Genomic DNA, 25,262 nt, shown 5'->3' on the forward strand with positions numbered 1-25,262 from the left:
TTTATTTCATCTCCAAACGACTATCTACAACTTGTGTTAGATTTAAACATGTATTTGCTGTTTCGTTCACGCTATCTAAAGTGATACTCTCAACAATGTCTAATAAGTCGAATAAGCTTACGCCTTCAAAATAAAGTTTTGTGTATTGATTAGCAATATACTCTGGTGAGTTTAAACCTGAGATAAATTCTCCGATAAATTGTTTTTTCAATAAATTAAAGGCCTCTGCATCACTTAGTTTACCTTGTGTGTTTTCTAATTCCTCTAATAATAGTGCTTTCAATTTATCAGGATATTGCGTTGCACTCGTGATAACTGAAAAGCTATAAGTTGGTTCTAAAACAAATTGATAACCAAATGTTTCATCTATTAAATCTTGATTAAGCAACGTTTGATAAAAATCTGTCTCTTCACCAAACACCATTTCATAAAATAGTGTCATTTCTAAATCACGTTTAACATAAGCTTCGTTAGGTTCATTTTTTAAAGTTTCATTTTTAAAACCAAGCATTAATCTTGGTGATTGAAGTTTCATGGATTCTGATACGTTTACCTCATTAACTTCGCTTTTTTCAGCTAAAGCATCTCTGACAATTTGTGGTTGATTCACTTTGTCTCTTTTATTTTCGTGCTCAGCAATGACTTCATAAATGTGCTCTGCATCTACATCACCTACAACAAATAACACCATGTTCGATGGATGATAGAATGTTTCATAGCATAGATATAAATCATCTTTAGTTATTTCATAAATGCTTTCAACACTACCTGCAATATCTACACGAATCGGATGTGTTTCATACATAGCCTTTAGCGTATTGAACATTAATTTATAGCCTGGTTGTTCTTGATACATTTTAATTTCTTCTTCAATGATTCCTTTTTCTTTATCAACTGTCTCTTTAGTAAAATAAGGCGTTTCTACCATCGTTAATAAACGTTTGATATTGCGGTCTACATTATCAGTAGCACTGAATAGATAGCTTGTTCGATCAAAGCTCGTAAAGGCGTTAACTTGAGCGTTGTCTTCCGCAAAAGCAGTAAATAAGTCTTCTTCTTCATTTTCAAATAATTTATGTTCTAAAAAGTGTGCTACGCCATCAGGTACTGTGACATATGTATCGCTACCATGTGGTTTAAATTTATTATCTAATGAACCAAATTGTGTTGTGTATGTGACGAAGGTTTTTTGAAATCCTTTTTTCGGAATAACAAATAATTTGAGTCCATTATTTAACTCAGCTTCATAAACTTTTTCGTCTATTTGTTTATAATATTTTTCATTCATCAGTCATTACCTCCTTTCGTCAAAATGTAAATCGTATCTAATATTGTTTCTTGTGCTAATTGCTGAATCTCTGCTCTAGATACATTTTGTATACCTTCAATAAAACTTGTTTCTGACATATCTTCATCAAGTAAAATATTGTTATTTAATATTTCAATAATACTTTTTGGTCTATCATGAGATTCTTGACGTTGTGAAATAATTACTTTTTTAGCTAGCTCTAATTTATCGTCATCAAACTCACCTTGTTGGAATTTTTCAAATTCAGCTATTATTGTATCTTTAGCTATTTCATATTTGTCAGCTGAAACACCACTAAGTACAAACATAAAACCATTTTTAGCATCCATTTGAGAGTGTATTGAATACGCTAAGCTCTGTTTCTCACGTACTTCATTAAATAATACGGACGATGGATCACCGCCAAACATGACATTTAACACGACCATAGCAAAGTATTGTGGATCGCCATATTGTGCTGGGAATTTATATCCCATATTTAATTTAGCTTGATCCACTACATCTGTTTCAATAATTTCTTGTGGTAAAGTATGTGATGTCGGTGTTGGTACTGCATGTGATAATTCAAATTGAAAAGGTTTAAGATCAAAATATGATTGAATTTGTGATTTCACTGCTTGCTCATCTACGTTGCCTACTACATAAACCGCGCAGTAGTCATCTTTTAGCATAGATTGATATGTATGATATAAATTTTTTGGTGTTATGCCTGATATGTATTCTACTTGCCCTGACGCTATATGGCGATAAGGTTGGTCTCCAAACATATTTTTCAGTAAGTTTAAAAATGCAATTTGTGATTTATTATCAACTATAGCATCTAATTTTTTTGTTAATAACGATTTTTCTTGTGCAACAAAAGTTTCATCAAATTCACCATCTGTAATTAACGGGTTCCAAATCATTTCTTTTAACAGATTCAAACCTTTTTCAAATAAGGGTGTCTGGTCTTTTAAATAACGTTCGTTTACGATTTCTAAAGATATTGTAATTACATGCTTGTCTTTGAATTTTGAAATAAAACTATTGACATATGCACCATATAATTGTGATAAGTGTTGGTTAAATGCTTTATCCGTCGGCCATTGTTTTGTCGCACGAACGAGTACTTTGCTCAATAGTGAACGTGCTGTCATTGTTTCGCTATCTAATGGCGCCATAAATTTCAATGTGATTGTGGTTGTTTTAAATTTTGTTGTTGGCATTACTTTTATATGCAAGTCATTTTGCTGTTTATCTATCTTCAAATTGTCATGCCCCGCTTTCATAATTTTGTTTTTATATTCTATTTCTAACCGTTTTAAATTTTACTAAACTACTTTTGAAATAATTAAAAGAATAAAGTATTGGATTATCTTCATTATCGTAATGTATTAATTTCAAAAGCATGAGCCCTTCATGCGGTGATGCGTCTAGCACGTCCGAGATATGAGGTTCGTAACTAATTGCCTCAATTTCTGTATTCGCATAGGCAACTTTTTTATTAGCATAAGCTTCAATCGCGTTTAATAAAGATTCATCGCTATTTTGATACTGTGCACACGTTAAATCATCAGCGGGCACTTTATCTAAGCAATATACTACTGGTTGTCGATCTGCCAGTCTGACACGCTCTATAATGGTCACAGAAGCTTTATCAGGAATGTTTAATCTTAATGCATCCAATGAAGTAGCTGGTTTTTCATCTAAGCTTATAAATTCTGTTCTAGCATTAAAGCCTTGTTGTTCTATCATTTGACTAATACTTACAAGTTCACCTAAAGGATAGAAGAACGGGTGCAGTGATTTAACACTCGCACCTTCCCCTAAGTTATTAGATAATACTTGTTCTGTAATCAATTCATCTACGGCATCATAAACGTCATCTGTTTTAACGTTTAGTGTTCTAGCCACTGCTAAATTACTTGGCAATGGCTCTCCAGGACTCAATTTACCTTCTTTAATTTGTTGAATCATCCACTCTTTAACTTTATACACAGAAGTAAGTTCCATATTTACACCTCATCACTATCTAAATCCACAAGTATCTGTCTAGGTTTGCTACCTTTTTGTGGTCCAATAACTTGATTCCGTTCTAAATCATCCATCAGTCTTGAAGCTCGATTATAACCAATTCTAAACTGTCTTTGTAGCAAGGATGTACTTGCTTTTTGTTGTTCAATTATAAATATATATGCTTCATCATAAAGTGAATCTTCACTTTTCATTTCTGATTTTTCAACTGGTGCATCTGGTTCCATTTCTTTAACATAGTTCGCTTTTTGTTGTTCAACAACATAATTAACAATATCTTGTACCTCTTGATCGCTTAAAAATGCACCTTGCACGCGTGTTCTCGTAGAGCCACCATTTGCAACGTATAACATATCACCTTTACCTAGTAACTTGTCTGCGCCGCCACTATCTATGATCGTTCTAGAGTCAATTTGAGAACTCACAGCGAAAGCGATTCTTGATGGAATGTTATTTTTGATTATACCAGTTATAACATCTACAGAGGGACGTTGTGTTGCAATAATTAAATGAATACCTGCTGCACGTGCCATTTGAGTAATTCGTTGAATTGCATTTTCCACATCTTTACCTGCAACCATCATTAAATCTGCTAATTCATCAACTATCACCACAATATATGGTAACTCAGATTTCTTCTCTTCTAGTTCCTTATTTTGTCGTCTAATTGCTTCGTTATAGCCTTCAATATTTCTAGTTGAAGAATGTTGGAATAGATCGTAACGTCTTTCCATTTCAGCAACTACTTTTTCTAGTGCTTGTGATGCTTTATGTGGATTTGTCACAACGGGTATAAGCAAATGCGGTATACCGTTATATATATTCAACTCTACCATTTTTGGATCAATTAACATAAGTTTTACTTCATGTGGCTTAGCATTAAGTAAAATACTTGTAATAATGCCATTAATACAAACTGACTTACCACTACCAGTTGAACCTGCTACTAGTAAGTGAGGCATTTTATTTAATTCAACTGTAATTGGATCACCTGAAATGTCTCTACCTAATCCAACTTCTAATTTGTTTTTGGCAGGAAACTTCTCATCTAATACTTCTTTTAATGAAACGAGTGATACTTTGTCATTAGGCACTTCTATACCGACAGCTGAACGACCAGGTATTGGTGCTTCTATACGAATATCTTTCGCAGCAAGTGCTAAAGCAATATCATTATGTAAATTAACAATTTTACTTACTTTCACACCTTGCGCAGGTTGTATTTCATATTGTGTCACCGCTGGACCAATTTTTATTTGAGTCACTCTAGCATTAACACCAAAGTTTTTGAGCGTGGTTTCTAGTAACTGACCTTTTTTTTGTACTTCTGCCTTAGATGTAGCTTTTTGCTTAGCAGGTTGATTGAGTAAGGAAAGCGGTGGTATTGTATATGCTTCGTTTTCAACCTCACCTGCTTCAGATATTGAATTTGCGCCTTCTTCATCTGAGGCTTGTTCAGATTCATCTATCAACTGATCTAATGAAGCTTGTTCCTCTTTAGAACTTTGTTGTGATGGTATTGGCTCATTGGCATCTTCTTGATCGCGCGTGCGTTGACTACGTTTGTATTTTTTATTTTCCGTAGGTTGAGCACTATCATCATCGTTATCACCATGTCCATATATAGGTATGGATTGTTGCTGTTCTGCAGTTAAATTTGAAACTTCAGGTAAATCACTTACATCTTTAACTTCATTATTAGCTTCATCCTGAGTAGCAGCTTGTTGTGCTTGCAATTCAGCTTTTTTCTCTGCTTTTACACGCATTTTAGCATCTTTTTTAATTTTATTTTGTTTTCTTTTTTCTTTTAAGTTTACAGAAGCATCTTGACTTTTAATTTTCACCTTTTCAAATACGATTTTCGATACATCACGATGACTTTGCTTTAAAAGTAAAATTGCACTTGAAGCAATCAATAAAATTGTCACAATAATAATACCAACAATAGAAATTAAAGGCGTGAATAAAGTTAATAAGTAATATCCTATTAACCCTCCACCAAAATTAGGGAAGTTAGTCTGTTCATAAGCCTTATAGACAAATGACAATACTGGTTCTCGTTCAGCTTGTGCATTATTAGTAAAGTAAAAGAAGATTTGTGTCACTAACAATAGTGCGAATTGTAATAGAAAAGCACCAACTGTACGTCTTGTCTTCGGTAAAGCTTTATAATAAGTGATAAATATTGTGCCTATAATTAGTAATATATATGTTATGAAACGGCTATTACCGAATAAATAGTTCAAGAAACTATCTATCATTGTTCCAATAATACCAAGTTGGAACGCGCCTAGTATAATTAATACAAAAGCGATAATAGCAAAAACATATCTAATAGGACTGTCGCTTTGTTTTTTCTTTTTATTTGTTGTTTTCTTTCTTGTATTTGTTGGTTTTCTCTTAGTTGTAGTTCTCTTTTTTGTTTGTGCCACGTTCCACACCTACTTTTCTAACTCTGATTTCAATTTTATTTTAATCCTATACCCATTGATTGTTATGTGAATCACTTTTATTCATCGTAAATAATATGTATTTAGATTTTATTATATAAGTATGTTTGTATAATAAAAGTTTATTTGTATTCTATAATAACATAAAAGAGGTAAGACAATGTTCGCTTTGAGTGGATTTAAAGGTTGCTTGCATGTCATATTTAAGATATAACAATCAACTGCAATCTACTTTTAAATATGTTTACCTAAGCGTTTGTCTTAACCTCTTTGTTTAGTATGGAAACTATTAAATTTCAGAAATAACTGGAATAATCATCGGACGACGTTTCGTGTTTTCAAATAATAACTTGCTAATTTGATCACGCATACTTTGTTTGATTTCAGACCATTCAATGCGTTTTTCTTGTAGTCCTAGTTCAACGATTTCACGCACTTTTTCTTCAGCTTCATTTAATAAAGCTTCACTTTCTCTAACATAAACGAAACCTCTAGATTGAATTTCTGGTCCAGCTGCAATTCGTCTGTTTTTCGGATCAAGTGTTACGACCGCAATAAAGATACCATCTTCTGCTAATAAATGACGATCTCTCAGAACGATATTTCCTACGTCTCCAACACCAATACCATCGATAAGCACGTTACCAAAATTCACTTTTTCATTTAAAATCATTTCGTCACCATCATAGTTAACGACATCACCTTTTTCCACAAGGAAGATTTTCTCAGGTTTTACGCCTGATTCATTCGCTAATTTTGCATGAGCAATTTGCATTTTAAACTCACCATTTACTGGTATAAAGTATTCTGGTTTCATAATATTAATCATCATCTTCAATTCTTCCATGCAACCATGACTTGAAGTGTGTATTTTTTTACTACTAGGTAAGATTTCTGCACCAGCACGCGCTAATTCATTTAGCGTGTTACCAACGATGACTTCCATACTTGCAGAAGCAGTAATTGCTAGGAATACAGAATCCCCTTGTTCAATATTCATTATTTTATGTTTCTTTTGAGCCATTTGACTTAATGCTTCTACTGGTTCACCTTGCATACCAGTTGCAATAATAATAACTTCATTTTTAGGATAATTTTCAACTTCATTAATTGGAATTAATAAGTCCTTAGAAATATCAAAATAGCCCATCTTTCTAGCGATATTAAATGAACTTTCTAATGAACGGCCTAAGAAAGAAACTTTTCTATTCAATCTCTGAGCCAAATTCAATACTTGCTGAATGCGGATAAAGTTCGATGCGTAACATGAAACAATTAGTCTGCCTTTTACTTTAGTAAACGCATCATACATATGTGATTCAATGACATTTTCTGGTGTATTATAACCTGGTTTTTCTGCCTCAGTGGAATCACTGATGAGCGCAAACACGCCTGCTTCGCCTATTTCAGTCATTTTTTTCAAGTCTGGTGCATAATGACCTTGTAGACTTTGATCAAATTTAAATTCGCCAGTATAAACAATCGCACCATATGATGTATGAATACATACGCCTAAACTGTCTGGAATACTATGCGTTGTATTGAAAAATGTAATGTTTACCCCTTTAAAACGCATAACTGATTCATTATTCACTGTATAATATCTTACTTTTTTATTAATATTACGTGCTTTCATATTTTCTTTAATTAACGCGATTGTCAATTTAGAACCGTACACAGGTGCATCTACTTGTTCTAATACATATGTGACAGCCCCGATAGCGTGTTCATGGCCATGCGTTAAAAATATACCTTTTAATTTATCTTTATTATCAATGACATATTGAATGTCAGGAATTACAATGTCCACACCTAGCATTTCATCTTCTGGGAACATCAGCCCTGCATCTAACATGAACATTTCATCGTCTACTTCAACGACATACATATTTTTCGCAATTTCTCCAACTCCGCCAAGTGGAATTATACGAATATTTTTATTTTTTTTCTTAATTAAACTCAAAATGTTACCTCCTATTTAAATTCCCGTCCATATATAAACTCATAGTATATTATAAGTTAAAATAGGCTTTATGTACACTATTAAAGTAATTACTATAAATAGTTCGGGATTGATATCAATAAATAAACAATTACTTATAAATCTTCAATATTTTCTATGTTTTGTTTTATATTTTCATATTCACGTTTTTACTACAATAGAAACTATGAATTTCCTGAAAATTAAACTTTAGTCTTATACACTTATGTATTTAATTACTTACGCAATAATTCTGCTAATATTTGCATTAAATAAAAAAGAAACCAGTATACTTTGATATGAAAACCGTTTAAGAATAGAACAGGAAACATTCTATCGTAACGCGATTCATATCATTTACTAGTTTCTAATAAAATTCGATTTTTTATTTTATATTAATTTGATAAAAGCACTTTATGAGACGCATTCACGCGACCTTGTTTATCAATTTCTGTTACTTTTATTTTAAATGTATCTCCAATTTTCAATACATCTTCTACTTTATCAATACGTTCATTTGCAATTTGTGAAATATGAACTAAAGCATCTTTACCAGGGAATAATTCAACAAATGCACCGTATTTTTCAATACGTTTTACTTTGCCTTCATATACTTGGCCAACTTCAGCTTCACGCGTAATATCTTCTATGATACTACGTGCTTCGGCGATTGCATCTTTATCAACAGCACCTATAAAGATTGTACCATCTTGTTCAATATCAAGTTTCACACCTGTTTGATCAATGATTTCATTAATTTTCTTACCGCCAGGTCCAATAACATCTCTGATTTTTTCAGGTTTGATTGTCATCGTAACGACTTTAGGTGCAAACGCACTTAACTCACCGCGTGTTGTATCAATTGTTTGTAGCATATGTTCTAAAATAGCTAAACGACCTTCACGTGCTTGGTCTAAAGCTTCTCTAATAATCTCTTTTGTTAGACCATCAATTTTAATATCCATTTGTATTGCAGTAATGCCTTCAGACGTGCCGGCTACTTTAAAGTCCATGTCACCTAAAGCATCTTCCATACCTTGAATATCCGTTAAAATAGTGTAACTATCATCACGTGTTACTAATCCCATAGCAATACCGGCTACTGGTGCTTTAATAGGAACACCTGCATCCATTAAGGCTAACGTAGAACCACAAATTGACGCTTGTGAAGATGAACCATTTGATTCTAATACTTCACTCACAATTCTTACAGTATAAGGGAAGTCTTTAGTATCTGGAATAACATGACTCAATGCACGCTCACCTAAAGCACCGTGACCAATTTCACGACGTCCTGGAGAACGAACTGGACCTGTTTCACCAACTGAATAGTTAGGGAAGTTGTAATGGTGCATGAAACGTTTTTGTTGTTCCTCACCAAGGCCATCAAGAATTTGATATTCGCTCATTGAACCTAATGTTAACACAGATAGTGCTTGTGTTTGACCTCGTGTAAATAAGCCAGAGCCGTGTACGCGTGGTAACACACCAACTTCTGATTCTAGTGGACGAATTTCATCTGATTTACGGCCATCAGGTCTGATTTTTTCTTCAGCGATTAATCTTCTTACTTCTTCTTTTACTAAACTATTTAAAATGCCATGCACATCTTTAATTAGTGCAGCATTATTAGCATCTTCTTCATCAATAAATTCTGAAACAACTTTTTCTTTTAATGTGTCAAGATTGATATCACGTTGCTGTTTATCAAACGTTAATACAGCTTCTTTCAAACCATTGGCTTCAGTAAGCTGTTTCACTTTTTCTGCAAGCGTTTCGTCTTGTTCAACAGGTGTGAATGGTGTTTTCACTGGTTGGATGTGATCCACGATTTCTTGTTGGAAATTAACTAAACGTTGTATTTCATTATGACCAAAGAAGATTCCCTCAAGCATTTCACTTTCAGTAATTTCACTTGCGCCTGCCTCAACCATATTTACAGCATCTTTGTGACCAGCAACTTCTAAATCAAGACGCGACACTTCTTTCTGTGCAACAGTTGGGTTAATTACGTATTCACCATCAACATAGCCTACGTTGACACCAGCAATAGGTCCTTGGAATGGAATGTCTGAAACACTAAGTGCCATAGATGAACCTATCATCGCTGCCATTTCTGGAGAACAATCAGGATCAGCACTTAATACGGTATTCATGATTTGTACATCATGTTTATATCCTTTAGGGAAAAGCGGACGAATTGGTCTGTCAATTAAGCGCGCAGTTAATGTTGCTTCGTCGCTTGGACGTCCCTCACGTTTTTTAAATCCACCAGGAATTTTACCTGCTGCATACATTTTTTCTTCATAATTTACCATTAATGGGAAAAAGTCAACATCGCGTGGTTCTTTTGAAGCTACTGCAGTAGATAATACTACTGTATCACCATAACGAACTAGCACGGCACCATTAGCTTGTTTAGCAAGTTGCCCTATTTCAATCGTTAATGATCTATTTGCCCATTCAGTTTTAAAAACTTTTTTCTCTTGAGACATTACGAATCTCCTCTCATATATCTATTAGTTACATCATATCATTTCTTAGAAAAATTTTATATTAGTATATTACTTTTTAAATAATATGCTTTCTAGATTATAAAAAAGGGAAAGGACCCTGAAGGTTCTTTCCCTTTCAATATCCATCTTAAAATTAACGACGGATACCTAATGATTTAATTAATTCACGGTAACGTTGTACATCTTTGCCACGTAAATAGTTAAGTAAATGTCTACGACGACCTACCATTTTTAATAGTCCACGACGTGAATGGTGGTCTTTCGTGTGTTGACGTAAATGTTCGTTTAATGTAGTGATTTCTTCAGTTAACACAGCGATTTGTACTTCTGGAGATCCAGTATCCGCTTCGTGTGTACGATATTCTTTAATTAGTTCATTTTTACGTTCTTGTGAAATTGCCATAGTCAATTTCCTCCTTTAATTTTTATGCGCCTTTAACCGAGCGAACCGTTGGAGACTCGGACTGCCAAGATAAAGGTGCCTTAAATGTGTAAAACACATTCGACTTAAATATTATATGATATTTCGTCTCCAAAATCAACTGATAATAAGTATTTCGCTTTTTCTTTATCTTTATTCATTTGTTCTACTAAAGGATCTATCCCATCAAATTTAATTTCTGGTCTTAAATAATGATGCCAAAATACAGTGACACGCTCGCCATAAATATTTTCATTAAAATCAAATAAATTCACTTCTATGACTACTTGAGCTTTAGAAGGGTCATGAAATGTTGGTTTCACACCAACATTAGCCACACCTCGATAGACCTTTTTATTCGCCCCAATTTCCATACTTACCGCGTAAACACCATTTTTAGGCAAAACATAATCACCGCTAGGTTGAACATTTGCTGTTGGAAATCCAATGGTTCTTCCACGTTTTTCACCTTGCACAACTGTCCCTTTAATACGATAGAGATAATCTAATTCTTCATTAGCCTTTTGCAAGTCACCTGTTTTAAGCGATTTTCTAATTTCAGTAGTTGAAATTTTTTCAGATTCTATTTCTTGTTTACTTACCACTGTCGTATTAAATTCAGTCATTTCATTTAATATCATCATATTACCTTTACCAAATTTACCAAATGTAAAATCAAAACCAGCTACTACTTCTTTAACATTATTTTTTATAATATACTCTTCTATGAAAGTTTCAGCGGGTACATTAGCAAATTTTGAAGAAAAGTTAATAACAATACAATAATCTATGCCATAGGACTCTAATATTTCAACTTTATCTTGTATTGGTGTTAAATAATCGGTACGTTTACGTTCAGGATTTAGAACTACCGAAGGATGAGGATCAAACGTCATCACAGCTTTTTTTAAATTGGATGCTTTTGCTTTTTGCTCTAAAATATCAAATACTTTCGCGTGCCCCTTATGCATGCCATCAAAAAAACCAAAAGCCATGGCAACGTCTTCTGTTATATATTGATCTTCTTGAATTGGATGAGCTACTTCTATCACTTTCATGCGTATTTCTCCTTTAGTTAAATACCTTCTTAGGCTTAATTTCGTCAATTTTTTCAGGATGTGGCGCATAAATTGCTAAGACTTTATTGTCTGTAACATCTACCAATGCCACTATCGTATCTATTGTTTCTGTGAATTCATTTTTATAGAATTTTTGGCCATTTAAAATTTTGCTTTTTACTACTGCATCTGAAATCAAAATTTGTTTTAAACCTTTTAATCCATATTCTATAGGAAATAGCTTTTCTTGTAACGCGTCATGCTCATGTAATTCTGCAACGTCATTTAGTGTAAGACTTTCATCTACATCAAATCCACCACTTTGAATTCTAGTTAATTTTGACATATGGGCTGGAAGTCCTAAGGCTTTTCCAATATCTGTCGCTAATGTTCTGATATATGTTCCTTTGCCACATTCCACTAAAATTTCGAAATGACAACTGTTATCTTCAAAGCGTAGTTCAGATGTACGGTTAATATGCATAATATTAACTTGTCGTTCTGGTCTTTCTACTACTTCGTTATTCCTCGCATATTCATATAGTTTTTTTCCATTCACTTTTACTGATGAGTACATCGGTGGTATTTGAGTAATCGTTCCTTCAAATTGATTCAATATTTGGTCAATGTCTTGAACTGTAATTTCATCTTGCGCAATAGTTGTTCGCTCAAGAATTTCACCGGTTTGATCCTCAGTAGTTGTACTACTTCCAAGTGTAACAGTCGCTTTATAAGATTTTCCCATATCCATAATGTAATCACTGACTTTAGTTGCACCACCAATACATATAGGTAAAACGCCTGATACTTCTGGGTCTAAAGTGCCAGTATGTCCAACTTTTTTTGTTTTTAAAATTTTCCTCAATTTAAATACTACATCGTGGCTTGTTAAACCACGTTCTTTATACACAGGCAAAATACCGTTATACATCTTTACGCCACCTTTAATGCTCTTTTTTTCATTACTCTCATATTAACATGACTTAGCTTGCTTTGTGTTATGTAAAAAAGCTGAAACATAAAATCTAAAGAGATTTTGTTCCAGCTTGGTATAATAATTAATCTTTTTTGTGCAAATCTTGAATCATTCTTTCAATTTTATTTCCGTAATCAATTGATTCATCATATTCAAAATTCAATTCAGGAATAATTCGTAATCTCATTCTTGAACCTAGTTCAGATTTAATAAAACCTTTTGCCTTTTCTAACCCTTTAAAAGTATCTTCTTTTTGTTTTTCATTACCTAATACTGTTAAATAGATTGTTGCAATTGATAAATCATTTGTTAATTGCACATCTGTAATCGTTAAAAATCCGATTCTTGGGTCTTTGACTTTGTTATTAGCGATATCCATAATTTCTTGCTTCATCTGTTCGCCAACACGTTCAGCTCTCATATTCATTATATTCACCTCACACGATTTATTTGTCCGGGAAATGTTTCCTTACTTAAAGATTATATGACAGTTCATTTCATAACGTCAAACAAATTTATTATTTCAGTTGGTTATATTTTTAAAAGTTTCGTTCGAGTCCTGTACACTTTATATTGTACATTATTAACAAAAAATAAACATTTTATGACAGTTAGGCATTATTTTAATTCCTAACTGTTAACTTATGAAACATTTTTTCATTAATAGTCAATAAAATCTATTTTAAATTGCTCAAGTGTTTAATATTATGCCTAACTGTTATTTTAAGAAGATTTTTTGACATAGAAACACCTAACCTACGCTTATAAATGTTTTTTATAAAGTTTTACACATTATATAAATTGTAATGTTATACTGTAAGCCAACTTAATAATTAAGTTTATTTATTTTAGGAGTTGTGAATGATTGGAAAAACCAGAAAGACTTTTATATATTTATACCCGCTTTTTAAACGGAAAGAAACTCAATAAAGAAGAACTCGCACAGCAGCTTAACGTCAATGTTCGTTCAATTCAGCGAGATTTTAGTGATATTAACAGTTTTTTATATGAAGATAACGAATGGCATGGTATTGATGGAGAAATAATATACGATAATAACTTTGAAAAACATTGTTTAAGAATCAACAAATATAAATTTAAAAATAATAGATTACTTAACTTGTTATTTAGATTGAAAAATTTTACACCGATAATACATGAAGACACTTATAATCTTATTAGAGGGCTTAATGCAAACTCTAATTTTGCTGAAAAAATCCTGTCTAACAAGCTCTTAAGCCAGTTCAAAGTGACGTGTGAGATGAGCAAAACCACGTTAATTTTCAGACTCCAAATGGCCATTGAAAATAATAATTTTGTTGCAATACATATAAGTAATAATTTGACTATAAAAGTAATTCCAATATATACTAGATATTTTTCTAACAAATACTGGTTTACTTATTTGTATCAAGGAAAGATACACATATTAAATTTGTCTTCAATTATAAATATCGATCAACTTAATGAAGTGTTTGATAAAACTATTTTTTCAGATATTCAGTCTGTAAAGTTACTCATTAAAGATCCTCTGTGGTCAGAAATACAAAGACAGTTCATTATTATAGACAGAACTGAAAGTGATCATGGGACTATCGCACATATTATTATTTCAAAAAAAGAAAGCATACAAATTGCATATGACTATCCACAATATATTACAATTATAGAACCTCAACATTATGTAGATGAATTCAAAGCACATATCCAGACTTTGTTTAAAAACTATTACATTTAAAATTAGCCTATACTCACCTTAGATATCTTCTATGCTGAATATAGGCTTTTTATAATTAATATTTCAGTGTTGATGCTCTACATTTTTTTGCATCGCGCTAATTTTTCTATAAAAATCTGAATTACCTTTTTCTCGCTTTTCTTTTTGTTCTTTATTCCAGTTGTAATATTCTATTTTACTCAATTCTTGTTTTTTTCTTAAACGTATTTTGTGTTCTTGGTAACTTAACACATTGCATAAAGTAACATGGCGGTTTTGTTTTGAAGCAAGTACGAATAAATGATCTATTAGGTAGTCACATATTGAACTATGAGCAAAGTTCTTCAAAATCGAAATATATAATTCTTCCTCACTAACAAGATAAATGCGATGCTTATCATCGTTTAAAAGTTTCAACAACAAATTAAAACTCATTCTCTGAGAAGGTAATCCATGTTTAAATGTTAAAAAATCTTTTGGTATTCCTGCAGTATGCCCCGATTGATAAGGAAAAAAATTAAGTACCATAACTCTGTTTGGGTCAATATTAAAACGTTTTAGAGTCGAAGAAGCGTTATATAAATATTTCATAAACCATCTATGTTTATCTATATAGGGTAAAAACAGTTTCTCACCATTAAATGTTAATCTACCTTGTATATCCAATAATATTCTTTGCCGATAATCTATCACTACAGATTCTGGTATATCAGGTTCGTACATTTTAAAATCGTTTTCTGGCTGCTTTTTTAATATAACAATATCAGCTAAATCAGGGTTCCCAAAATATGGTCTAGCTATAGCAGGATTTATTTCTGCATTTTCAAATAAAATTCTTTGTCTATTTTTATCAATAATTACTTTTCCGTTTGCAAAATCTATCATTTTTTTAAATCTAGGTATTTCAGCAAAGTTATTCCCAAAATGCTCTTTAAAATATGCTAAATCCTGTGGATGTAAGAACGCTGTCGTATCATCATTTTTTATAATTTGTTCTAAAGTATTTTGATCATAAATAGAGTTATATTGCTTCAAATATTCTTGCCAAAATTCATTGATCTCCCTTAAATATTCACTCATCATTTATAACCTCCTATTTCATTTAATTGTAATTAAGTACATAGACAGCTAGTGTGAGTAAAATAGTTATCCCAAAATTTCACTATAATATTTTGACTTATTCGCAACCAAATAAATACATATGATTTACAAAACATATGCTACCCTTTTTTAATATTTAATTATTGTGAAAACTGTTTGGTTAAAGCGTTTTTATAATTTGATTTTTAAAGTAAGCTACATCATTACGAGGGGTTAAAATTTTTTGTTTCTAATTGAAGTTGTAATATTAAGTCATGTTATATTTTAATCCATAAACTAAATCGCTAGTTTTTATGTAATAATATCATTATACTTATATATTTCACTTTTGGACAGCACTTTAATATTAAAAATACAGCCATAGCATCTTTTCCAGATAAAAAGCCTCCAATAATTTGTATGCTTAAGAACGACTACATACTAATTACTATAAAGGCATTTGATTTATTTTTATATAGAAAATCATTGTTCAAATTCAGTTATATATTTTCACTACAAATATGACAATACTTTGAGCCAACTCCTGCGGCAAAGCACTAGCCAAAAACTACAGGTTGAAGCTGTGCCTGCTGAAATCGTGCATAAAAAAATGCCAACAAAGTCAGAGACTTTGTTGACACTCTGAAAGCCTCTAAATTATTGGAGGTTTTCTATCATTAAATTGGATTCATCTCCAATTATTTATCTTTTTATTTCGACCATTTCGAAAGCTTCAATAATGTCGCCTTCTTTTAAGTCATTGTATTTCTCAACTGTGATACCACATTCGTAGCCTTTAGCAACTTCTTTAGCATCATCTTTAAAACGTTTTAGAGTGTCTAATTCGCCCTCAAATTGTACAATATTATCTCTGATGACACGAACGCCAGCGTTACGCGTGATTTTACCATCTATAACATAACTACCTGCGATTGTACCAACTTTAGAAACTTTGAATGTTTGACGAACTTCTGCTTGTCCAATTATTTGTTCTTCGAATTCTGGATCTAGCATACCTTTCATCGCGAATTCAATTTCTTCTATAACACTATAAATAACACGGTGTAGACGCATATCAACGCCTTCAGTCTCAGCAGCACGTTTCGCGCCTGTATCAGGACGCACGTTAAAGCCAATAATAATACCATTTGAAGCGTTAGCTAATGTAACGTCAGATTCGTTAATTGCACCCACAGCAGTGTGAATGATACGTACATTGACGCCTTCAACGTCTATCTTCATTAGAGATGCAGCAAGTGCTTCTACTGAACCTTGCACGTCACCTTTAATAATAACATTTAAGTCTTTCATTTCACCTTGTTTCATTTGTTCAAACAAGTTATCTAATGAAACACTCTTACTTTCATGACGTTGTTGAATTACGTTCGCTTCATGACGAGATTCACCAATACGTCTTGCTTGTTTTTCATCTTTGAAAACCACAAATCGATCGCCTGCTTTTGGCACATCATGAATACCAGTAATTTCAACTGGTGTAGATGGTCCTGCAGTTTTAATACGTTGGCCTAGGTCATTGACCATAGCACGAATTCTACCATACGTATTTCCAACTACTAAAGAGTCACCAACGTTAAGTGTACCATTTTGTACTAATAATGAGGCTGATGGACCACGTGATTTATCTAATTCGGCTTCAATTACTGTACCGACAGCTTTTTTACTTGGGTTAGCTTTTAATTCTTGTACTTCAGAAGTAAGTACAATCATTTCTATTAAATCATCAATGCCATCTCCGCTTAATGCTGAGAGTGGAACAAAGATTGTATCGCCGCCCCAATCCTCAGGTACTAAACCATATTCAGTTAGTTCTTGCATTACACGATCTGGATTTGATGTTGGTTTATCAATTTTGTTAACAGCAACAATTGTAGGGACATTTGCTTCTTTAGCATGATTGATTGCTTCAATTGTTTGAGGCATAACACCATCATCTGCTGCTACAACTAAAACAGTTATATCCGTCACTTGTGCACCACGCGCACGCATTGTTGTAAACGCTGCGTGACCTGGAGTATCTAGGAACGTAATTTTTTTACCATCATTTTCAATTTGGTAAGCACCAATATGTTGTGTAATACCACCAGCTTCTGCAGCTGTTACTTTTGTATGACGAATAGAATCTAGTAACGTTGTTTTACCATGGTCAACGTGCCCCATGATTGTAACAACCGCTGGACGTTCAACAGCATCTTCATCTTCAGTTTCATCATCGAAGTAAATTGATAAATCTTCTTCATCAATAACAATTTCTTTTTCAGCTTCAACACCGTAATCATCAACGATTAACTCAAGTGTTTCTTCATCTAATGATTGATTAATATTAGCCATAATACCAAGTAAGAATAACTTTTTAACAATACCTGAAGACTCTACGTTTAATTTCTCAGCAAGTTCACCTACTGTAATACCTTCTTGATAAGTGATTTTTTCTGGAATTTCTTTAGGTTCTTCTTGTTTTATTTGTTTTGATTTTTTATTATTCTTTTTGTTGTTTTTGTTATTCGGTTTATTATTGTTTGATTTATTATTTTGGTTACCTTTGTTATTTTGATTATTCTTGTTGTTTTGGTTACCTTTATTATTTGATGATTGTTGCTTGTTTTGAGCAGTTTTTTGTTGTTTTTTCTCTGCTTCTTTTGCTTTTTCAGGTTTGTAAATTTTATCTAATGCGTGGATTTGATTATCTTCTAACGTTTGCATATGACTTGTTACCTCAACGTCCATCTTTTGCAATTCGTCGATAATATCTCTACTCTTTAATTTTAAATCTTTAGCGTATTCGTAAATTCTTTGTTTACTCATATAGTCACTCCTTACGATATTCATCAATCATTGACAATAACTTTTTAGCAAAGCCTTGATCAGTGATTCCAATGTTTACACGTTCTGCTTTACCCAAAGCCTGTCCTAATTCAGCTCTCGTTCCAAATATGCGTAATGATATATGGTAACTTTCACATTTGTTCTGCATCACTTTCATTGTGTTGTCAGAAGCATCTGTTGCAATGATTACGAGCTTTAATTTATTGTTCTTCAAATCATTTATAATGACTGATTCGCCTGTTTTCACTTTTCCTGCACGCATTGCTAATCCTAAAAAATTCACAATTTTTTCTTTTGTCATTTAGGTATCTCTTCACGATAGATAAGACGTATAATCTCTTTATAAACAGGCTCTAACGTTTCAGCATTAGATTTGAAATATCTTTCTAATGTTTCCTTTTGTTGTGCTTCTTCTACTAATTTAACATTTTTAGATACATAAGCGCCACGGCCTTGTTGTTTGCCAGTTGCATCAGCAAAAATTTGTCCGTCTTTATTAATTACAACTCTAATCATGTCATTCTTAGGGTACATTTCATTTGAAAGTATACATTTACGCATTGGAATTTTTTTCTTTTTCATAAAGTTATCACTCCAAGTTATTTTTCAGCGTCTTCTTCTTCAGTTACTGTTTCAGAAACTTCATTGACTGTTTCTTCCAAATCAACATTTTCTTCGTCAACAACATCATTAAGTTGATCTTCTGTATCTTCAACATCTACCGGATAGACACCTGCTTCTCTAGCATCTGTTTCTGATTTAATATCAATTTTCCAACCAGTTAATTTAGCAGCTAAACGGGCATTTTGTCCACGTTTACCTATAGCTAATGATAATTGATAATCTGGCACTACAACTACGGTTGATTGGTTTTCTTCATCAACAATAACTTGTAATACTTGTGATGGGCTTAAAGCATTTTTTACAAACACTTTAGGATCTTCATCCCATTGCACAATATCAATTTTCTCTCCGCCAAGTTCTTCAACAACAGCTTCAACACGACTACCTTTAGAACCTACACAAGCACCTACTGCATCGATGTCATGGTTGTCTGAGTGTACACTGATTTTTGAGCGATCGCCAGCTTCGCGAGCTACAGATTTTACTACAACTGTACCGTCAAAGATTTCTGGCACTTCTTGTTCAAATAAACGTTTTAATAAACCTGGATGGCTTCTTGAAACGTATATTTGTGGTCCTTTTGTAGTTTGTTCAACTTTGTTCACATACACTCTTATTCTTTCGTTAGGAATGTAGCTTTCATTTGGACTTCTTTCTGCTTCAGACAATACAGCTTCAGTACGCCCTAAGTTTACATATACATAACGATGATCTACTCTGTCAATAAGACCAGTCACAATATCATCTTCTTTGTCGATGAATTCATCATAAAGTATTTCACGTTCAGCATCACGTAAACGTTGCATAACAGCTTGCTTAGCTGCTTGCGCACCTACACGTCCAAAATCACTTGGTGTTACGTCTTCTTCGTAAATATCACCAATTTCATATGCTGGGTTTTTTACTAGTGCCGTACTTAAATCGATTTCTTCTCTGTTATCAAATGATTCTTCAACCACTTCTTTACGTGCGATAACATTGAATGTACCTTCATCCATATTTAATTCAACACGAACGTTTCTTGCACTTTCATAATTCTTTTTATAAGCGGTAATTAATGCCGCTTCTATAGCATCAATTAATACTTCTCTAGGAATTTTCTTTTCTTTTTCTAAGTACTCAGTAGCTAATAATAATTCATTACTTGACACGATTTATCATCCTCCTCGTCACGTTATATAATTACTGCATGACGTGCTTTAGCGATTTTACTTCTTGGTATTTCAACTTGTTTTGTTCTTGACTTATCTTTGACTTCCATAACTATTGTTTCATCATCAACTGATTGCAATATACCTAACCATTCTTTTGCGCCTTCGATTGGAGCATATAAAGAAACAAATACGGGTTTAGTCACAGCGTTGTGATAATCTTTTTCTTTTTTAATTGGTCTTTCAGCACCAGGTGAGGCAACATCTAAATAATACATCTGTTCGATAGGATCTTCTGAGTCCATTACTTCACTGATTTTTTCAGAAGCAAGCGCACAATCATTTAAATCTACGCCACCTTCTTTATCGATAGATACTCTTAAAAAATGATCGTTTCCTTCTTTTGTAAACTCAACTTCTACTAATTCAAAATTTAAGTCGTCAAGGACAGGTTGAATTATTGCTTCAACTTGCTCAGTTATTTTACTCATGCTGACCTCCTGTTTTGGCAAATAGAAAAGAGCGGGTATTATGCCCACTCTTTCTGCCTGAGTCTAATTTTTTAAGCACTGTTATTATATCATATGTTTATTTGGTAGACAAATAACTATATTTGTAAAAAGCCTATAATGACAAGTTAATTCATGCTTTTTGTTTTTTATTAAGTCTTTTCGTTCATTACATATCGAATATTGATAATTGCGCTTTATCAGGCAAATTAGGTAAAGAGCCTAATTCATCTAAGTATTCTATTACTTTTTGTGATAAACCAGCCTTTTTATTTAAATCTTCTTTAGATAAAAATGGACCTTCTTCTCGAGCTTCTACAATTCTTTGCGCAACATTTTCACCTAAACCTGGAACAGATATAAATGGTGGAATCAATGTATCGCCTTCAATAATAAACTCAAATGATTTACTTTTTTCTAAACTAATTGGCTGCATACGAAAACCACGCTGTGCCATTTCATTCATTATTTCAAGCACTGTTAAAGTATCTTTTTCTTTTTTAGCTAAATCCATATAACGTGAATACATATCATTAACAGTATTGCGAATACTTTCTTTATCTTTAATCATTGTAATTAAATCAAAGTCAGATGCACGTACCGTGAAATAACTTGCATAATAATAAAGTGGATAATGTACTTTAAAGTAAGCAATTCTTACCGCCATTAACACATAAGCTGCGGCATGGGCTTTAGGGAACATGTATTTTATTTTTCTACATGAATCTAAATACCAATCAGGTACTTCATTGTCTACCATTGCTTCAACCATATCGTCAGTCAATCCTTTACCTTTACGCACAAATTCCATTGTCTTAAAGGCAAGTGACGGCTCTAAACCGTTATACATTAAATAAACCATAATATCATCACGACAACAGATTACACTCGCTAAATCACATTTACCTGAACGTATTAAATCTTGAGCATTCCCTAACCATACATCTGTACCATGTGATAATCCTGATATTCTAACAAGCTCTGAAAATGTTGTTGGTTTCGTATCTTCTAACATTTGTCTAACAAAGCCAGTACCAAATTCTGGTACACCAAACGTGCCAGTTTTACATAAAATTTCCTCTTGTGTGACACCTAAAGGTTCAGGTGAACTAAAGATGCCCATCGTTTCTTTATCATCCACTGGAATTGTTTTAGGATCTATTCCTGATAAGTCTTGTAACATACGAATCATTGTTGGGTCATCGTGTCCAAGTATATCTAACTTCAGTACGTTATCATGAATGGAGTGGAAATCAAAATGCGTTGTCATCCAAGATGAAGACTGATCATCCGCTGGGAACTGTACAGGTGTAAAATCATATATATCCATATAATCAGGTACAACTATAATCCCACCTGGATGTTGTCCAGATGTACGTTTAACGCCTGTACAACCTTTAACAAGCCTGTCTACTTCTGCGCCACGTTTATGGATACCTTGGTCATTTAAATAACCTTTCACATAACCAAAAGCTGTTTTCTCTGCGACTGTACCAATTGTTCCAGCACGGAATACTTTATCATCACCAAATAATTCTTTTGTATAATTATGTGCATTCGGTTGATATTCTCCACTAAAGTTCAAGTCAATATCTGGTACTTTATCGCCTTTAAAGCCTAAGAATGTTTCGAAAGGAATATCTTGACCTTCTTTAATAAGGACGCTACCACAAGTTTCACATTTTTTATCTGGTAAATCAAAACCAGAGCCAACAGAGCCATCATCAAAGAATTCACTCGTTTTACATTTTGGACAAATGTAATGTGGTGGTAATGGATTAACTTCTGTGATTTCTGTCATGGTTGCTACAAAACTTGAACCTACAGAACCACGTGAACCAACGAGATACCCATCATTTAAAGACTTTTTAACAAGTCGTTGTGAAATAAGGTATATAACAGAGAAACCATTACCTATAATACTTTCTAATTCTTTTTCAAGACGATCAATTACAATTTGTGGTAAATCTTCACCATAGAGGTCTTTCGCATTAGAATAGCTCATTTCTCGAATTTCTTCATTTGCGCCTTCCATTCTCGGTGTATATAGCTCATCTTTGATTGGAACAACGCGCTCTATACGATCTGCTAGCTCATTTGTATTCTTAATGACAAGTTCATAGGCTTTTTCTTCACCCAAGAAGTGCAATTCATCTAACATTTCGTCTGTAGTTCTAAAATGCGCCTTTGGCAATGTAGAACGGTTTAATGGATTACCAGGTTGTGCAGCAATCAATATTTTACGCGCAATTGAATCATGTTCATTTAAATAGTGTGCATTGCCTGTAGCTATGACTGGAATATCGTTAACTTCACCCGCACGGATTAAACGATTATATATTTCATGTAATGTTTCATTATCACGTATCAGTTCTCTATCAATTAGGCCTTGATATAAAGCAGGTGGTTGAATTTCAATGAAATCATAGTATTGAGCTATACGTTCAACTTGAGACTGGTCTTTTTGCATTACAGCAGTAAATACTTCTCCTTCGTCACATGCAGAACCAACGAGAATACCTTCACGATATTCATCTAATAGTGAACGTGGAATTCTAGGTGTTCGATAATAATATTGAACTAAGGACGCACTTACAATCTTGAACAAGTTTTTAAGACCCTGTTGATTTTGAACAATAAGCGTGACATGGTTCGGACGTGCACGTTTGTAAGCATCTTCGTTTGATAACGATGTATTAATATCTTGGTGATTATGAACACCCAGTTCTTCTAATTGTTTAAGCATTTTAATAAACATATAAGCCGTTGCTTCCGTATCGTAAATCGCTCTATGGTGTTGAGTTAACTCTACGCCGTACTTTTTGGCTAAGAAATTCAATCCATGTTTACCGTATTCAGTATTGATTGTTCTTGATAATTCAAGTGTATCTATTACAGCGTTTGTAGACGCGCCAATACCAACATGTTCATATCCGGTATCAATAAAGCCCATATCAAAGGATGCGTTATGTGCCACGAAAATAGCGTCCCCTACCCATGCTTTAAACTCAGTAAGGACTTCTTCAATTTCTGGTGCATCAACTAACATATCATCCGTGATATGTGTCAAATTAATAATAACGTCGGATAAACGTTCATGTGGGTTACTAAAACGTTCAAACTTATCAATGATTTCTCCGTCTTTAACTTTGACTGCAGCAAGCTCGATAATTTTATCATATTGATTAGATAAACCAGTCGTCTCAACGTCAAATACAACGTATGTTGCTGTTTTCAAATCACGATCCAAAGGTTTGTATGCAATAGGAACACCATCGTCAACTAACATACCTTCCATTCCGTAAATCATTTTAATACCATTTTTTTCAGCTGCCGCATGGGCGTCTGGAAAGGCTTGAACACCATTATGGTCAGTCACTGCAATGGCTTTATGACCCCACTTTGCTGCTTGATCTACGTACGATGAAATATTTGGTATGCCATCCATTTGACTCATTGCCGTATGCAAATGGAATTCTACTCGTTTTTCTTCAGATTTATCTTGCTTCGTAGCTTTTTTAATTTCTTCAATATCTGACATCATCATCACTAAATCACGAACAAATGAATCTTCTTCTATGCGTCCTTGTGCGCGAACCCATTTACCGACGCTTAATGCCTTAAAGTTATCTAAATCATCTTTATTTTTACGAGTGAACATTTTTAATACGAGCGAATCTGTATAGTCAGTTACCTTCAACTCTACAATGTGTCGCCCACTCTTCAACTCTTTTAAGTTAATATCAAAAATAACGCCTTCAACTGCTACTTTGAATTCTTCTTCAATAATTGAATCTATCGGTTTAATATTATCAATTTGGATTGGTTTACCTATTTGACACTTAGTTACCGAACTTTCATTATTATCTTGTTGTTTTGCCTTCTCGGCTTTCATTTTTTCTAATTTTTCAGTAGCTTCACGTGCACTTTTTTCATCTTCTTCTTGAATATGTGCTTCTAATGATGCTAAGTCATCTTCGTTGCCCACACTATCCGTTTCAAAAACTATCTTACTAATATCGAATCCACACTGTTGAAAAGCTTTAACTAAACTACCATTACAGGCTTTATCAAAATGGTCTCTCTCGATATCATTTTGACAAGTTACTTTCAGTACATCCCCCGACATAATTAAGCGTTTTTGCTTTAATTGTCCTTTTACTTTAGGTGAAAGTTTTGTTTGGTCGATACAATGATTAAAATACTTTATCGCATATTCATCTTGGTTTGATTTATTATTTATCGTAATATTACATTCTACATTTGCAATTGATTTAAACTCTTCTGTAATTGCACCTGTAAAAAGCAAATAATCTTCTATTGATAGAAAGTGTGGTAATGTGATTTGAAACACCCATGTACGATCTGTTGTCTTAACATCCACACGCGTTAGTTCACTTTGCTCCAAAATTTCTGGTTCCAAATGGTTTGTTATTTTAATTTGGTCAGCTAGGATTTTAAATTTTTCCTGATTTGTCATTGCCATGACGATAACCACCTTACTATTAATTACACTGCTTTACTTGTATATGCTTACTTACATTAAATGACGGTGTATGTATTATTATTCCATTCTCTATATTATAACGGATATGTGTGAAATTCTAATAGTT

General features: G+C 33.1%; 17 protein-coding genes and 2 pseudogenes. 1 reads left to right on the top strand and 18 read right to left on the bottom strand.

Features of this window, described 5'->3' with window-relative positions; genetic code table 11:
* Window position 1: 1 nt before the first annotated feature.
* The 11 genes and pseudogenes from yfmH to rbfA all read right to left on the bottom strand — a co-directional run bounded on the left by yfmH (window position 2) and on the right by rbfA (window position 13,154).
* A complete protein-coding gene (yfmH, locus tag AAA453_RS09825) occupies window positions 2–1,288 on the bottom strand; it encodes an EF-P 5-aminopentanol modification-associated protein YfmH (protein ID WP_427704721.1) in 1,287 nt (428 codons plus the stop codon).
* Window positions 1,288–2,577: an EF-P 5-aminopentanol modification-associated protein YfmF gene (yfmF, locus tag AAA453_RS09830; protein ID WP_427704723.1), complete on the bottom strand. Its 1,290-nt coding sequence runs from the start codon at window positions 2,575–2,577 to the stop codon at window positions 1,288–1,290. The genes yfmH and yfmF overlap by 1 nt, the downstream gene beginning before the upstream one ends.
* Window positions 2,578–2,587: 10 nt before the next feature.
* Window positions 2,588–3,301 (bottom strand): GntR family transcriptional regulator, encoded by a 714-nt coding sequence (locus AAA453_RS09835; RefSeq protein WP_069832860.1) that lies wholly within the window; start codon window positions 3,299–3,301, stop codon window positions 2,588–2,590.
* Between the two features lie 2 nt (window positions 3,302–3,303).
* Window positions 3,304–4,770 (bottom strand): annotated as a pseudogene (locus AAA453_RS09840) (DNA translocase FtsK); the annotation flags it as partial.
* Window positions 4,771–4,928: 158 nt separating this feature from the next.
* Window positions 4,929–5,754: pseudogene (locus tag AAA453_RS09845) on the bottom strand (cell division protein FtsK); the annotation flags it as partial.
* 307 nt (window positions 5,755–6,061) lie between these two features.
* Complete coding sequence (gene rnjB / locus AAA453_RS09850) at window positions 6,062–7,735, bottom strand: ribonuclease J2 (protein WP_069816002.1); 1,674 nt, start codon at window positions 7,733–7,735, stop codon at window positions 6,062–6,064.
* Between the two features lie 413 nt (window positions 7,736–8,148).
* Window positions 8,149–10,248, bottom strand: coding sequence for a polyribonucleotide nucleotidyltransferase (gene pnp / locus AAA453_RS09855; RefSeq protein WP_427704726.1), 2,100 nt, complete (start codon window positions 10,246–10,248; stop codon window positions 8,149–8,151).
* A gap of 154 nt (window positions 10,249–10,402) precedes the next feature.
* Window positions 10,403–10,672, bottom strand: coding sequence for a 30S ribosomal protein S15 (gene rpsO, locus AAA453_RS09860; RefSeq protein ID WP_427704728.1), 270 nt, complete (start codon window positions 10,670–10,672; stop codon window positions 10,403–10,405).
* 104 nt (window positions 10,673–10,776) lie between these two features.
* Window positions 10,777–11,748: a riboflavin biosynthesis protein RibF gene (gene ribF, locus AAA453_RS09865; protein WP_427704731.1), complete on the bottom strand. Its 972-nt coding sequence runs from the start codon at window positions 11,746–11,748 to the stop codon at window positions 10,777–10,779.
* Window positions 11,749–11,761: 13 nt separating this feature from the next.
* Complete coding sequence (truB, locus tag AAA453_RS09870; RefSeq protein ID WP_427704733.1) at window positions 11,762–12,679, bottom strand: tRNA pseudouridine(55) synthase TruB; 918 nt, start codon at window positions 12,677–12,679, stop codon at window positions 11,762–11,764.
* Window positions 12,680–12,806: 127 nt separating this feature from the next.
* On the bottom strand, window positions 12,807–13,154 hold the full coding sequence (rbfA, locus tag AAA453_RS09875) for a 30S ribosome-binding factor RbfA (RefSeq protein ID WP_031265894.1): 348 nt from the start codon (window positions 13,152–13,154) through the stop codon (window positions 12,807–12,809).
* A gap of 435 nt (window positions 13,155–13,589) precedes the next feature.
* Between rbfA and AAA453_RS09880 the strand changes: the two genes are divergently transcribed.
* Window positions 13,590–14,462, top strand: a complete 873-nt coding sequence (locus tag AAA453_RS09880; RefSeq protein ID WP_427704735.1) for a hypothetical protein — start codon at window positions 13,590–13,592, stop codon at window positions 14,460–14,462.
* A 63-nt stretch (window positions 14,463–14,525) separates the two neighbouring features.
* On the opposite strand, the gene AAA453_RS09885 is transcribed toward AAA453_RS09880, so the two are convergent.
* The 7 genes from AAA453_RS09885 to AAA453_RS09915 form a co-directional block, all read right to left on the bottom strand.
* A complete protein-coding gene (locus tag AAA453_RS09885) occupies window positions 14,526–15,521 on the bottom strand; it encodes a hypothetical protein (RefSeq protein WP_427704738.1) in 996 nt (331 codons plus the stop codon).
* Window positions 15,522–16,223: 702 nt separating this feature from the next.
* Entirely contained in the window at window positions 16,224–18,344 is a 2,121-nt protein-coding gene (gene infB / locus AAA453_RS09890) for a translation initiation factor IF-2 (RefSeq protein WP_427704741.1), read from the bottom strand.
* Between the two features lie 4 nt (window positions 18,345–18,348).
* Window positions 18,349–18,666, bottom strand: coding sequence for a L7Ae/L30e/S12e/Gadd45 family ribosomal protein (locus tag AAA453_RS09895; RefSeq protein ID WP_002507846.1), 318 nt, complete (start codon window positions 18,664–18,666; stop codon window positions 18,349–18,351).
* A complete protein-coding gene (gene rnpM / locus AAA453_RS09900) occupies window positions 18,663–18,947 on the bottom strand; it encodes an RNase P modulator RnpM (protein ID WP_069816016.1) in 285 nt (94 codons plus the stop codon). The genes AAA453_RS09895 and rnpM overlap by 4 nt, the downstream gene beginning before the upstream one ends.
* Before the next feature lie 17 nt (window positions 18,948–18,964).
* Window positions 18,965–20,140 carry a transcription termination factor NusA gene (nusA, locus tag AAA453_RS09905; protein WP_069816018.1) on the bottom strand — a complete coding sequence of 392 codons (1,176 nt, stop codon included), beginning with the start codon at window positions 20,138–20,140 and terminating at the stop codon, window positions 18,965–18,967.
* A gap of 23 nt (window positions 20,141–20,163) precedes the next feature.
* On the bottom strand, window positions 20,164–20,631 hold the full coding sequence (gene rimP / locus AAA453_RS09910) for a ribosome maturation factor RimP (RefSeq protein WP_069816020.1): 468 nt from the start codon (window positions 20,629–20,631) through the stop codon (window positions 20,164–20,166).
* A 187-nt stretch (window positions 20,632–20,818) separates the two neighbouring features.
* On the bottom strand, window positions 20,819–25,135 hold the full coding sequence (locus AAA453_RS09915; protein WP_069816022.1) for a PolC-type DNA polymerase III: 4,317 nt from the start codon (window positions 25,133–25,135) through the stop codon (window positions 20,819–20,821).
* Window positions 25,136–25,262 lie beyond the last annotated feature (127 nt).

Origin of the sequence: Staphylococcus parequorum (assembly GCF_039237145.1) — a bacterium.
Classification (GTDB): Bacteria; Bacillota; Bacilli; order Staphylococcales; family Staphylococcaceae; genus Staphylococcus; species Staphylococcus equorum_A.